The organism is Flavobacterium procerum, assembly GCF_042431625.1.
Taxonomy (GTDB): domain Bacteria; phylum Bacteroidota; class Bacteroidia; order Flavobacteriales; family Flavobacteriaceae; genus Flavobacterium; species Flavobacterium procerum.
Genome location: NZ_JBHLYW010000022.1, coordinates 517,111 through 530,282 on the forward strand (window position 1 = coordinate 517,111; position 13,172 = coordinate 530,282).

General features: G+C 33.4%; 13 protein-coding genes. 10 read left to right on the forward strand and 3 right to left on the reverse strand.

Annotated features, from left to right (window positions below; genetic code table 11):
• Positions 1–152 precede the first annotated feature (152 nt).
• From ACFFLS_RS21610 to ACFFLS_RS21630, 5 genes are all read left to right on the forward strand, one after another.
• Positions 153–1,643: a TolC family protein gene (locus tag ACFFLS_RS21610; RefSeq protein ID WP_379687379.1), complete on the forward strand. Its 1,491-nt coding sequence runs from the start codon at positions 153–155 to the stop codon at positions 1,641–1,643.
• A 155-nt stretch (positions 1,644–1,798) separates the two neighbouring features.
• Complete coding sequence (locus tag ACFFLS_RS21615; RefSeq protein ID WP_379687380.1) at positions 1,799–2,359, forward strand: Crp/Fnr family transcriptional regulator; 561 nt, start codon at positions 1,799–1,801, stop codon at positions 2,357–2,359.
• Positions 2,360–2,784: 425 nt separating this feature from the next.
• Positions 2,785–3,111 carry a DMT family transporter gene (locus ACFFLS_RS21620; RefSeq protein WP_379687381.1) on the forward strand — a complete coding sequence of 109 codons (327 nt, stop codon included), beginning with the start codon at positions 2,785–2,787 and terminating at the stop codon, positions 3,109–3,111.
• A gap of 138 nt (positions 3,112–3,249) precedes the next feature.
• Entirely contained in the window at positions 3,250–4,473 is a 1,224-nt protein-coding gene (locus tag ACFFLS_RS21625; RefSeq protein WP_379687382.1) for a DUF763 domain-containing protein, read from the forward strand.
• 245 nt (positions 4,474–4,718) lie between these two features.
• On the forward strand, positions 4,719–5,165 hold the full coding sequence (locus ACFFLS_RS21630) for a GNAT family N-acetyltransferase (RefSeq protein WP_379687385.1): 447 nt from the start codon (positions 4,719–4,721) through the stop codon (positions 5,163–5,165).
• A gap of 2 nt (positions 5,166–5,167) precedes the next feature.
• On the opposite strand, the gene ACFFLS_RS21635 is transcribed toward ACFFLS_RS21630, so the two are convergent.
• Positions 5,168–6,031, reverse strand: a complete 864-nt coding sequence (locus ACFFLS_RS21635; RefSeq protein WP_379687387.1) for a LysR family transcriptional regulator — start codon at positions 6,029–6,031, stop codon at positions 5,168–5,170.
• A 64-nt stretch (positions 6,032–6,095) separates the two neighbouring features.
• On the opposite strand from ACFFLS_RS21635, the gene ACFFLS_RS21640 reads away from it, so the two are divergent.
• The 4 genes from ACFFLS_RS21640 to ACFFLS_RS21655 all read left to right on the forward strand — a co-directional run bounded on the left by ACFFLS_RS21640 (position 6,096) and on the right by ACFFLS_RS21655 (position 11,218).
• Positions 6,096–6,617 carry a GNAT family N-acetyltransferase gene (locus tag ACFFLS_RS21640; protein ID WP_379687388.1) on the forward strand — a complete coding sequence of 174 codons (522 nt, stop codon included), beginning with the start codon at positions 6,096–6,098 and terminating at the stop codon, positions 6,615–6,617.
• 13 nt (positions 6,618–6,630) lie between these two features.
• A complete protein-coding gene (locus tag ACFFLS_RS21645; RefSeq protein WP_379687389.1) occupies positions 6,631–7,515 on the forward strand; it encodes a DMT family transporter in 885 nt (294 codons plus the stop codon).
• Positions 7,516–7,893: 378 nt separating this feature from the next.
• Complete coding sequence (locus ACFFLS_RS21650; RefSeq protein WP_379689645.1) at positions 7,894–9,966, forward strand: McrB family protein; 2,073 nt, start codon at positions 7,894–7,896, stop codon at positions 9,964–9,966.
• A 1-nt stretch (position 9,967) separates the two neighbouring features.
• Entirely contained in the window at positions 9,968–11,218 is a 1,251-nt protein-coding gene (locus ACFFLS_RS21655) for an McrC family protein (protein WP_379687394.1), read from the forward strand.
• A 90-nt stretch (positions 11,219–11,308) separates the two neighbouring features.
• Here ACFFLS_RS21655 and ACFFLS_RS21660 read toward each other — a convergent pair whose 3' ends face one another.
• Entirely contained in the window at positions 11,309–11,449 is a 141-nt protein-coding gene (locus ACFFLS_RS21660; RefSeq protein ID WP_379687395.1) for a hypothetical protein, read from the reverse strand.
• A gap of 296 nt (positions 11,450–11,745) precedes the next feature.
• Here ACFFLS_RS21660 and ACFFLS_RS21665 point away from each other — a divergent pair, with 296 nt between their 5' ends.
• Complete coding sequence (locus ACFFLS_RS21665; RefSeq protein ID WP_379687397.1) at positions 11,746–12,207, forward strand: DUF1810 domain-containing protein; 462 nt, start codon at positions 11,746–11,748, stop codon at positions 12,205–12,207.
• 121 nt (positions 12,208–12,328) lie between these two features.
• On the opposite strand, the gene metQ is transcribed toward ACFFLS_RS21665, so the two are convergent.
• Positions 12,329–13,144 (reverse strand): methionine ABC transporter substrate-binding lipoprotein MetQ, encoded by an 816-nt coding sequence (gene metQ / locus ACFFLS_RS21670; RefSeq protein ID WP_379687399.1) that lies wholly within the window; start codon positions 13,142–13,144, stop codon positions 12,329–12,331.
• Between the last annotated feature and the right edge of the window lie 28 nt (positions 13,145–13,172).

A 13,172-nucleotide genomic window follows, 5' to 3' on the forward strand; every position in this document is an offset into this window, starting at 1 on the left:
GGGATGGAAAGCGTAAAAAAGGGTTTCACTTTTATAAGAATCACATAGCCTATGTGTTAGAAACTAGTTTCTTTCGCTTTACCTTTTTTGAGAAAGAAAAATCTATGTCTCTATGTGTTTAAAAAAACAGATTGAACAAATAAAATTAAACAATGAAAGATATATTAAATCAATATAAAAATGCTGATGTGCAGTTTCTAAGGACAACCAAAAGTGCCGTTGTAATAACTGGTGTTTTGCTTTTGACTGCGTGTTCTGCACCAAAAGTCAGCAGTAAATTAGACGCAGCAAAACTCCCAGAGAATTTTGATGCACAGCGAAAAGAAGTTTCTAAGGATGATTTTATTCCATTAAAAACAGAAAACTTTTTTAAGGATTCGAAATTAGAGGAATTACTAAAAAAAGCAATTGCCAAAAATCCTGATTATTTAATTATGCAGGAACGAATTTTAATTGCCAATTCGCATTTAAAAGTAGCAAAACTGGCACAACTTCCTTCTTTGGATCTTGTGGCAGATGCTTCTGGAACACGTTATGGAAAATATACCATGGATGGCGTTGGTAACTTTGATACCAATTTTTCTCAAAATATTAACGAAAAACAAAGAATCAACGAAGATGTTACTCCTAATCTCTTTTTGGGCGGAAAAGTATCTTGGGAAGCCGATATTTGGGGCAAACTGAGCAATCGTAAGAAAGCGGCGCAACAACGTTATTTTGCTTCTCAGCAAGGAATGCGATTATTGCAGACGCGTCTTTTAAGCGATATTGCCGATTTGTACTTCAAACTGATTGCATTAGACAAACAAGCCGCAATTTATGATAACAACTTAAAAACGCAAGAAAGAGCATTGGATATCGTTTCGGCTCAAAGATCGGTCGGAAAAGCGACTGAATTGGCTGTACAACAGTTTAATGCACAAAACAATAACATTCATGCCGAAGCTTCAGAATTAAAACTAAGCATCGACCAAACTGAAAAAGCTTTGTTGACGCTTTTAGGAGAATATGGCGGAAAAATCGACAGAAGCAGCGATTTCTTATCAGGGCATCTTCAAGTTTTAAATCAGAAAATAAGTGTCGATTCTATCATTCACAAAAGACCTGACGTGTCTGAAGCTTATTTTGAATTATTGGCCAGCAACGCCGACGCAAAATCGGCTCGTGCTGCGTTTTTTCCAACTTTAAACTTAGGCGGATATGCAGGTTTCAATTCGTTTTCGTTCAACACTATTTTTGACGTTGGCTCTTTTGCTTGGCAGATTTTAGGCGGGTTAACAGCTCCGGTTTTCAATAAAGGGCAAATTAAACAAGAATTTTATGTTTCGAACAGAAGACAGGAAATTTCATTTCTTCAATATCAAAACAGCGTTACAACAGCTTTCAATGAATTAAGTGCTTTACTCCACAGAAATGAAGCTTATGAAGATGTTTTGAAATACAAATTAAAAGAAATCGATCATCTCGAAATAGCCGTAAACGTATCAAATGATTTGTATTTGAGCGGTTATGCTAATTATTTGGAAATCATTAATGCACAGAAAAACAAACTACAGGCAGAACTTGATTTTGTTGATATTCAGCTTAGAAATGCAAACTCTCAGGTCCTATTGTACAAAGCTTTAGGCGGAGGAATAAATTAGTTATTGTTGGTCAAAAAATTGTTTCTGATTTTAATAGCTCATCACAGAGGCAGTTTTAAATCCCATTTCTATTTTGAAATGGGATTTTTTTGTTAAAACACTATTCCTTTTGCGTTTAGTTTTTACCTTTATTCTAAAATTCTAAAATCCCATTGATGGATATTTCCAAAATTCTCGATTACATATACCAGCTTCCTGAACAATCAAAATTGGCTTTGCTAAATAATGTCAGCGAAATAGCTTTCTCTAAAGGACATATTTTACTAAAATCCAACAAGATAGAATCAAATATTTATTTTATAAAAAAAGGCTTAGTAAGAGCTTTTGTTGAAAGAGAAAACGAAGTGACTTTTTGGTTTGGAAAAGAAGGCGAAACCGTAATTTCGATGAAAAGTTATGTAGAAGAGCAACCTGGCTATGAAACTATTGAACTTTTGGAAGATTGCGAATTGTATGAACTTAAAACTGAAAATTTAAGAAAACTATTCGACCAAGATGTTCACATCGCCAATTGGGGACGAAAATTTGCCGAAAAAGAATTAATCAAAACCGAAGAACGTTTGATTTCTAGACAGTTTAAAAATGCATCTGAACGTTATTTAGAGTTGATGAAAGATCATCCCGAAATCATTAAAAGAGTTCAATTAGGATATATTGCCTCCTATTTAGGCATTACACAAGTAAGCTTAAGCAGAATTCGAGCAGAATTAAAATAACCCATTAAGATTTTTTCAATTATAATCATCAAATTATATCTAAAAATCTGCTAATCTGTATAAATCTGCGGGAAAAAATCTTACGCCAAAAGTATTTCACGCAGATTTTAAAAGATTTCAGCAGATTAAATTAGATTTTTTTAATGCTAACCATTCAAATTAAATCTGTGTAAATCTGCTTTGATCTATTTTTATCTGCGTGAAAAATCCTTACGCAAAAAGTATTTCACGCAGATTTTAAAAGATTTCAGCAGATTAAATTAGATTTTTTTAATGCTAACCATTCAAATTAAATCTGTGTAAATCTGCGTGAAAAAATCATTACGCGTAAAGTATTTAAAGCTAATAAAAGTAGATTTTTTTATCATTTGTTAAATTTTTTCTGCATTTCATGAAGGAACTTTGCACCACAAATTTTTAACTATATGAACTGGATTATTTTAATCATCGCAGGCTTATTTGAAGTAGCCTTTGCATCATGTCTCGGAAAGGCAAAAGCAACAACTGGAACAGAAATGTATTATTGGTATATTGGATTTTTTATTTCGCTAACCGTAAGTATGCTTTTACTAATGAAAGCTACAGAAACATTACCGCTAGGAACTGCTTACGCTGTCTGGACAGGAATTGGCGCTGTCGGAACTGTTTTGGTTGGTATTCTTGTCTTTAAGGAACCAGCAGCTTTTTGGAGATTGTTTTTCCTTACCACTTTGGTTGGTTCTATTATTGGACTTAAAGCCGTTTCGCATTAATCATAAACTTTATTTACAACTTTGTCAAAGTTTAAAACTTTGACAAAGTTGTTTTTCATTCCATCAAAATCATCTGCAGCTTTCAGTTAACATTTCTTCTCTGTATTTTTCCGTAATTTTGTATAAAACCCAAATTACATGAAACGTTCCGGTACTGCAGATCTTCCATTACATTATGGCCATGTTCCTTTATGGCTTGCCGACCGTATGTCTAAACTGGGTTTTGCTATTGTTGAAACTATTGCTCTTGAATTTTCGACTTCTGAAGTAATTTCAAAACTAAGCAACCCGTTTTGGTTTCAGAGTTTTGGAGCTGTTATGGGAATGGACTGGCATTCATCTGGAATCACGACTTCTGTTTTGGGTGCTTTAAAAAAATCGGTTAACCCGCATTCGCAAGAGCTTGGAATTTACATCTGCGGAGGAAAAGGCAAACATTCGATGGCAACGCCACAAGAACTTTTGTTTGTGGGCAATAAAACGGGATTGGATGGAAACGAACTCGCCAATTGCAGTAGATTGACTGCCAAAGTCGATAATACGGCAATTCAGGACGGTTTTCAGCTTTATCAACATAATTTTATTGTGGATAATAAAGGGCAATGGGCGGTTATTCAGCAGGGAATGAATCCAGATTCTAAAACCGCTAGAAGATATCATTGGCATTCTAAAGATTTACAGTCTTTTATTAACGAACCGCATACTTTTATTTATGGCGAAAATCAAGGATCCATACTGAACCTAACCGCGGGAACTGCCGAAAAGTCAAGAGCCGGAATTTTGGAACTTACCAAAGAATCTCCAACAAAAATCATGAAAGAAATCCAGCATCTCAGCATGCCCACACATCATGATGTACGAGTTGAAGATGTCAATATGAAACGTCTGGGCGCCATGCTTTGGACAACTCACGAAAATAAACCCGAAGATTTTGAAGAACTTTTACTCTTAAAAGGAATGGGACCACGCGCACTGCAGTCATTAGCTTTAGTTAGCGAAGTAATATACGGCACGCCTACCCGATTTGAAGATCCAGCACGCTTTTCTTTTGCGCATGGCGGTAAAGACGGTCATCCGTTTCCTGTTCCAATCAACATTTACGATGAGACGATCAATACGCTTCAAAAAGCAATAAATCGCGCCAAAATCGGAAATAATGATAAAATTGAAGCCATCCGAAAACTTTCTGAAATTTCAAGGAATGCCGAAAAAGGGTTTACTCCCAACGATAATTTGGACGAATTAATACAAAAAGAAAGAGCCGAATCGTATAAATACGGCGGAAAAACAGTTTTTGGCGATGCAAAACCTCCAAAAAGCAAAATCATACGCCACAATAATCAATTAGGTTTGTTTGATTAACTCAAAAAAAGAAAAAAGAATTCAACAGTAACATACACCAAGGTTTCAACCTTGGAAGTGTTTATAATTAAGAAAACATACCAATTCTAATTATCTAATTACCAAATTTTCTAATTTTCTAATTGACTAATCATCTAATTTAGTGTTTAATGCATTTTTAGCATCACATGATAAAAAAATAGCATTTCACAACATTATTCTCTATTCTATCTTTGTCATCAAATAAAAACCAAAACAATAAAGAAATGACATCCAGCTATACAATTAAATCTTTTGATGAATTAACCAATCACGAATTGTACGATATGCTTCGATTAAGAAGCGAAATTTTCGTTGTAGAACAAAATTGTGCTTATCTGGATTTAGACAATAAAGATCAGAAAAGTTTTCATTTGTTGTACTATGTAGACGGAGAATTTGCAGGTGCAACCCGTTTGCTTCCAGCTGGTTTATCTTATAATGAAATTTCTATCGGGCGAGTTGTAATCGCATCAACCCACAGAGGATTAGGTTTGGGAGTAAAACTTATGGAAGCTTCTATTGCCGGCTGTGAAGAAAAATTCGGAAAAAGTCCAATCCGAATTGGGGCGCAATATCATTTGTCCAAATTTTACCAATCACTTGGTTTTGTGGAACAAGGCGAAGTTTATGATGAAGACGGAATTCCTCATATCGAAATGCTAAGAGCATAACGTCATGGAACAATCAGTTTTAAAACATTGGCCAGTACCGGATTATGATCTTCCGAACGCCAATTGATGTACAAATCAGTTTCTAAAGGCAGTTTGATAAATCGAATTCCGGGTATTTCGTGAAAAAGATACGAATCAGGCAAAACCGCAATTCCGAGTCCTTTTCGAACCAAAGCAATTATCGTTGATCCAAATTCGGAATGAAGATGCACTTCTGGAGCATTTTCAAAAGAATTGAATAATCGTCGAATCAAATCGCTGTAACTGCTGCCTTCATCGCTTGTTGGCAATATAAATTTTTGAGAAGCAAGCGTCTCTTTGGTTAAGTCTTCGGGAGTTTGATACGGATGATCTTCGGGAACAACTATCGCTAAATGATCGGTATGTATTTTTTTGGATTGAATGTCTTTGGCATGATTAATATCTCTTAAAATGGCTAAATCGATTTTGTAATTACGAAGGTAATCCAGCTGATTTTCATAAAGAACCTGAACCAATTTGATTTTAAGTTTCGGAAAAGCATCGGAAATACGTGATAAAATTTCAGGAATCAATGAAGCCGAAATCGAATCGGGATGCGAAATGGTAATCGTACCGCTTTCTCCCAGCTGAATCTGACGGGCAGATTGATGAATAAACTCGAGTTTATTCAATTCGACTTCCCATTTTTCTTTTAAGAATTGGCCGGCTGCAGTAAGTTTTACATTGCGTTTGTTGCGCTCAAACAACTGAATGCCCAACTGATTTTCAAGAGACTGAATCTGACGGCTAAGCGCAGACTGCGTAATATTCATTTTTCCGGCAGTATTCCAAAAATGAAGCTCGCGAGCCAAAGCCAGAAAATATTTAATTTGCTGTAAATCCATTGATGCAATTTACGCATTTATTAAGAATAAAAATCGTTTTTTACGCATTAAAAAAACAAAAAATATGGAAAACCTTATTATAAAAAAAGCATACGTTAGCGATGTGCTGCAAATACAAGCCATTGCAAGACAAACTTTTTCTGAAACATTCTCGGATGTAAATTCAGAAGAAAACATGAACAAATATCTGGACGAAAGTTTTGCTATCGAAAAGCTTACAACTGAACTCCACAATTCATCTTCGCACTTTTATTTGGCTGTTCTGGACGAAAAAGTTGTCGGTTATCTAAAATTAAACACTGCCGACGCCCAAACCGAAAAAGAAAATCAAAACGCATTAGAAACAGAACGCATTTATGTTGCCAAAGAATTTCACGGAAAAAAAGTGGCGCAAGCATTATACGCGCAAGCCGAACAGACTGCCCAAGAACTAAAAGCGACATATATATGGCTTGGCGTTTGGGAAAAAAATTTCAGAGCCGTAAGTTTCTACACCAAAAACGGATTTGTGCAATTTGACACTCATATTTTTAGATTAGGCGACGACGAGCAAACCGATTTAATGATGAAAAAAGTGCTTCTGTAATACAATCTTAAAAATGAAAAAAAGACAACTTTTATTGATTTTACTGATACTCGGCACGGCTTTTTGGGGCATTTCCTATTCGGTCACTAAAATGGCGATTGGAGATAGTTCGCCTAACGTTTTCCTTTTTTACCGTTTCATTTTGGCCGTAATCGTCTTGAGTATTGTTTTTTGGAAATACGTTAAAGACACCAATCGAGAAGCCGTAAAAACAGGTTTCGTACTTGCCGTTCCGATGTTTTTAGGGATTCAGTTGCAGACTTTTGCCTTAAAATATACCGATGCATCTCAATGTTCTTTTATTGCAGGATTAACAGTAATTATTGTTCCGCTACTTAAATTAGCCCTTTACAGAACCAAAACGCCTTTAAAAATCTGGATTGCCGCTTTCACCGCATTAACGGGTTTGTTTATAATTGCGATAAAAGATAAATTTACAATCAATTTTGGTGATTTGCTTACGATTTCAGGAGCCTTTGCTTTTGCCGTTTACCTCATTTCGGTTGAAAAACATTCTGCTGGCAAAAACCTTTTGTACTCGATTGTGCCTATGTTTTCGTTTTGCGCCCTATTTACTTTTTGTCTGGCACTTGCAGATTCCCAAGCCGTTTGGTTTCCAGAAAACAATACTTTTTGGATGGGTGCCGTTTACTGTGCCTTGTTTTCGACCGCTTTTATGTACACGGTATCCAACATTTCACAACGTTATTTATCTGCAGAACGTGTGGCGGTAATTTATTTGTTTGAACCTGTTTTTGGAGCCATTGGAGCTTTCTTCATTTTAGGCGAAAATCTTTCTTGGCGTTTGCTTTTGGGCGGGGCTTTGATTTTTTCTGCGACGATTATTTCTGAGGTTAAGTTTAAGGGGCGGAAAAAAGGAAGAGTTTTGGGAATGTAAAACGATTTCTGCAATCTATAAGGGGTTAAGTTGACAGGGGACTGGCTTAATTTTTTGTTTAGAAGCAAATTCCCACTATCCGTTGCAATCTTTTGTGCCTCCCGATAGCTATCGAGAGTGGCACAAAAAGATTTGCACTTCTATCGGGGCTAGGGTAATTGGGTTTAAATGGAAGATTTTAAAACCATATCTGGATTTGGAGTAAGGTTTGTTTGTTTTTAAAATTTTCCTTAGTCCTTGGATAAAGATTGAATTTTTTGTTTTTTATACGTATAAAAACTTTTGAGTTTTTATCATTACGGTTTTCCTTACTTTTATTTTAATCCTTTTAATTATGTTTGCTAGACTTTAAATATGATTAGAATTAAAAAAAAAATTATGGATAACTTACAATTAAATGACGAGTTATTAGAATACCTTCTTAATGAAAGAGAAAAAGATCCTAAGCTAAAATTCGGTGTACGTGTCCAAAACAATAAAAACAGATTAGAACAAGGATATTGGTTTCCTGGTGATGGTCGATATTTATGGCTAAGCTTTTATAAAAAAGGTGACTCAAAAAATAAGACTAAAACAATTGGTTTGGTTTATACGATTAAAGATGATGGAAGCATTAGTAATTGGATTGAAGTTGTTTATAAATCAGAATCTACCCCGGATACAAGACGTTTTTATGAAACTGTAAAAGGAATCATATCTGGAGCTACAAATTTACCTTTGGAGGAAAAAGATATTGAAAATACTCTAACAATGTTTCAGTTAAACAATACAACTTATTTAGAAAATTTAGAGTTTTTTCTAAAAAAGATTAAACCTAAAATTGATCAATCAATAATAAATTTTGAGTTAGAAAAAGACTTTTTTTATACTGAATCTGAATTTCTTAGCAATATAGCTAAAATCAATCTACACAGAAATAAAAAAAATCAAATTACAGTTCCTATGCAAACTTTACCACAAAGAAAACACAACTTAAATCAAATCTTATACGGCCCTCCTGGAACAGGAAAAACGTATAATACTATAAATAAAGCATTGTCTATTTTGGAATCAAAAACTGATGAAGAAATTAATTCTGAAACAAGAGATACATTAAAGATTAAGTTTGATGAATATATTAAAAATGGACAGGTAGTTTTTACCACGTTTCATCAAAGCATGAGCTACGAAGATTTTATTGAAGGTATAAAACCTGCTAAACCTGATGATAATGATCCGTTCTTAAAATACAGCATTCAAGAAGGTCTTTTTAAAAGAGCATGTGCAACCGCAGCATATTTATGTTATAGAAAATATCAAAAAACAAAAAGACAAACTTTTAGATACAGCTTTGATGATTTGTATGATGCTTTTATAGAAAAAATTCAAGATTCGCTAAAAGCGAAAACACCTCATGTGTACAAAACATTGACAGGAAAAGATGTGACTATAATTGAAATAAATAGTAATGACTCTATAAAAGCAAGAGCAAAAAATTCAATAGCAAATAGAAAACCTGCACCGCTTACAAAAGAAAACCTACAAAAACTTTATGACAAATTTAATAATGTAGCTGAAATTACTACTCTAAAACAAGTACGAGAAACCGTCGAAATAAGTCCAAGAATAACTGAATTTTATGCTATTTTTAAAGGACTTAAAGAATTTGAAGCACAAGAATTCAAACCAGACACTGATGTATTGGACGAGGATGTTGAAGCAGAAAAATATGATATTGAAGAAATAATAAAAAAATTTAATGGTGGTGTATATACAAATGCAATCAAAGAGTTTGGTAAAACTGCTGAACCTGTTGTCTTGATTATAGATGAAATAAATCGTGGTAATGTTTCTCAAATATTTGGAGAGTTAATAACTTTACTTGAAGAAGATAAAAGACTAGGTAAAGATGAAGCTTTAGAAGTTGCTTTACCATATAGTAAGGAAAAATTTGGCGTACCTTCTAATCTGTATATTATTGGTACAATGAACACTGCCGATAGAAGTGTTGAATCATTGGATACCGCTTTACGAAGACGTTTTTGTTTTGAGGAAATGCCTCCTGTTTATCATTTAAACGGATTACAAAATGAAATTTTTGGTCATAAAGCTTTTGAAATACTTGAAAAAATCAATTTAAGAATTGAAAAACTATTAGATAAAGATCATAAAATAGGTCACTTCTACTTACTTAATAAAGATGAAGATTCTATCATAGATTCTTTTTATAAAAATATCATTCCTTTACTCCAAGAATATTTCTTTGGAGATTACAGTAAAATTGGTCTAGTATTAGGAAAGGGCTTTGTATACTTGAAAGAATCGAATAAAGAATCAAATATCTTTGCCAAATTTGATGATTTTGAAAATGATTTTGAGGATAGAAATGTTTATGAAATTATTGATTATAGAGATGAGCTTGATGAAAAAATGAAATTTGGTCAAGCTATTCAATATTTAATGAATAAATAATTTGAGTAAAACAAAAGAAAATATCGTTGTTTTTGAACATGAAATTCTTCGTTTTGATCGAGGTGAAAAAAAAATCACTAAAGAGCAATTCGAAGCATTAGAACGTTATTATGGGAATGGTAAACCGTTTTATAAATTAGTTTATAATGGTGTTCAATTCAATGAACATGTTGGGGTTTTACAAGTTGGAAATACACTAATTGAAGTTTTACCAAAGGCAGACAAAATTCCACATTCAGAAACAGAAGACAGTAAATGGCGTAATTTACTAATTGGAATGTTGCGAGCAGTAGGCAGTTTTGATATAAAATCTACCAGCTCTAGTAATTTAAAAATAAAACATAATACGATTCTCGATCTATATTTTGAGTTATTTATAAAAGAAGTAGAATATTTATTGCACAATGGTTTAGTAAAAAAGTATCAAAAAAAAGAAGGAAATGTCACTGCATTAAAAGGGAGTTTACAATTCAGCAAACATATTCAACACAATCTAATCCATCAGGAACGTTTTTATGTACGTCATTCAACTTATGATACTGAACATATCTTGCACTTTATTCTCTATAAAACCATAAAATTATTAAAACTGCTCAATACCAATAATGATTTACACAGCAGAATTGGTGTTTTACTTTTGCATTTTCCTGAAATGCCTGATATAAAAATTTCAAATTCTACTTTTGAAAAATTAATCTATAAAAGAAAAAACCAGCATTATAAAAAAGCCATTGAAATTGCTAAACTAATATTATTGAAATATCATCCAGATGTGAGCAAAGGAAGAAACCATGTTCTTGCTCTAATGTTTGACATGAATCTGCTTTGGGAACAATTTATATATTCTACTTTAAAGAGAAACAAAACTGATTTCATTAAAATAAAAGCACAAACATCTAAGTTTTTCTGGAAGCCCGAAAATGGTAGAAGATCTTCAATGAAACCTGATATCTATATTGAAACTGATAATGGAAATATTGTCCTAGATACCAAATGGAAAAATCTAAATGGTTATAATCCTTCTCCTGATGACTTACGTCAAATGTATGTTTATCATGAGTACTATAATGCCAATAAAGTAGCTTTGGTTTATCCTGGAGATAATAAACATAGTAGCGCTGGAGTGTATTTGAAAAAAGATGGAGAACATGACAATAAAATATGTAGCATTATTTTGATTGATGTAGAAGATGAAATAAAAAAATGGCAAGAAGAAATCAGAAGAATTATTAAGGAATTTATTTCAGTTTAATCTATAATTCCAAATTAAACATGTGCAAAACTTGCAACTATTATTAAAAGAGACAGCATAAACTGTCTCTTTCTTTTTAAAATTAATCCATTAATCCTTTGGCTTATGATCATGTTCTTTTAAAGGAGGGTAATCTTTCTTTTTTTCAGGAGTAACACGTCTTCGTTCATCTAATGTCCCATCTTCTTTTTTCGGTTTTGGACCAGGTTTAATAGCTTTAATAGTTTCCATTAATGTATTTTTTAAATTAAACATATCAATAAGATTAGAGATTTTAGCTACTAATCTTAAAGCAAATAACATCAATAATTTCAAAAGTAAATTATGGAAAACCATAATTTAAAACGAACCTCTGCGTAATTTACACAAGACTATCAAAATCTAAAATTACTCCACCCAATTAAAATTATATAACAACTCTCAAAAATTCTATAACTAAAAAATTCGACCTCGCATCTATTTTTGGTCAAAGAAATTCTTAAACGCTTTCTCAAAAATTACGAACCATTTAATACCAAAAGCAAGATATGACTTACGCAAAAAATGATTTGATCCGCTTTTTAGATGCACAAAACAAGCTTTATCTAACTGCCTTTTCTGAAATTAAAAAAGGAAAAAAAGAAACAAACTGGATGTGGTTTATATTTCCGCAAATCAAAGGACTAGGAAAAAGCTCTCTTTCTGATTATTATGCGGTTGCCGATTTACAAGAAGCCGAGGCTTTTCTTAATCATCCGATTTTGGCTAAACATTTAATCGAAATCTGCAAACTTCTTTTAACGATGAAAAAGAAGTCGGCCGAAACTATTCTTGGCGAACTTGATGCTCGAAAACTTCGCTCTTCGATGAGTCTTTTTGTTCAGACATCAAATGCTGATCCAGTGTTTCAGGAAGTTCTGGATACTTTTTTCTACGGAAATCTTGATCCGCTTACGCTTAATTTCACTACTAAAACAGCCGTAACTACTGCGGAACCTGTTTTATCTTAATCACTAAACTTCAAATAATTACGCCATAATTATATTTGATTTTATATATAAATTTTCCTTAAAAAAATGCCTGTAAACATTTCATTTACAGGCATTTTTTATTTTCAAAATAACACAACTTTTACCAACCTTTTACTGCACCGCCTTTAAATTCGCGTTCTGCTGCTTTTGCAACTTCTTCAGATTGAAAAGCTTGTAAAAACTGTTTTACTTTTTCTTCGTTTTTATTGTCTTCACGGCTCACCACCAAGTTTACATACGGAGATTCTTTGTCTTCTACAAACAAGGCATCGCGAGACGGAACCAATCCAGATTGAGAAGCAAAAGTATTGTTGATGATGGCAATAGCAACATTTTCGTCATCTAAAGCACGAGGAAGCTGAGGCGCTTCTAATTCTAAAATTTTCAAGTTTTTTGGATTGCTCACAATGTCTGTAACTTTAGGCAATAGTCCTACACCGTCTTTTAGTTTCAACAGACCGTTTTTCTGCAACAGCAATAAAGAACGTCCGCCGTTTGTCGGGTCGTTCGGAATAATGATGGTGCTTTCGTTTTTAAGCTCTGCAAGTGTTTTGATTTTTTTAGAATAAGCCGCAATCGGATATACAAAGGTGTTTCCGATAATGGCCAATTTGTAACCGCGCTGTTTAGACTGCTCGTCTAAATAAGGTTTATGCTGAAAAGCATTCGCATCGATATCTCCTTGGCTCAAAGCCTCATTCGGAACGACATAATCGTTAAAAGCGACTAACTCGACTTCTAATCCGTATTTTTCTTTTGCTACTTTTTTCGCTGCTTCGGCCACTTTTAATTCTGGTCCAGAGGCCACTCCGACTTTAATAAAATGCGGGTCATTGTTGTCTTTACTTTTTCCGCAGTTTGATAAAACAAATGCCAAAGCCAAAACTCCAGCTGTTTTTAAAATATTTAGTTTCATAATAATCGTATCTGTTTTAATTTTTAAT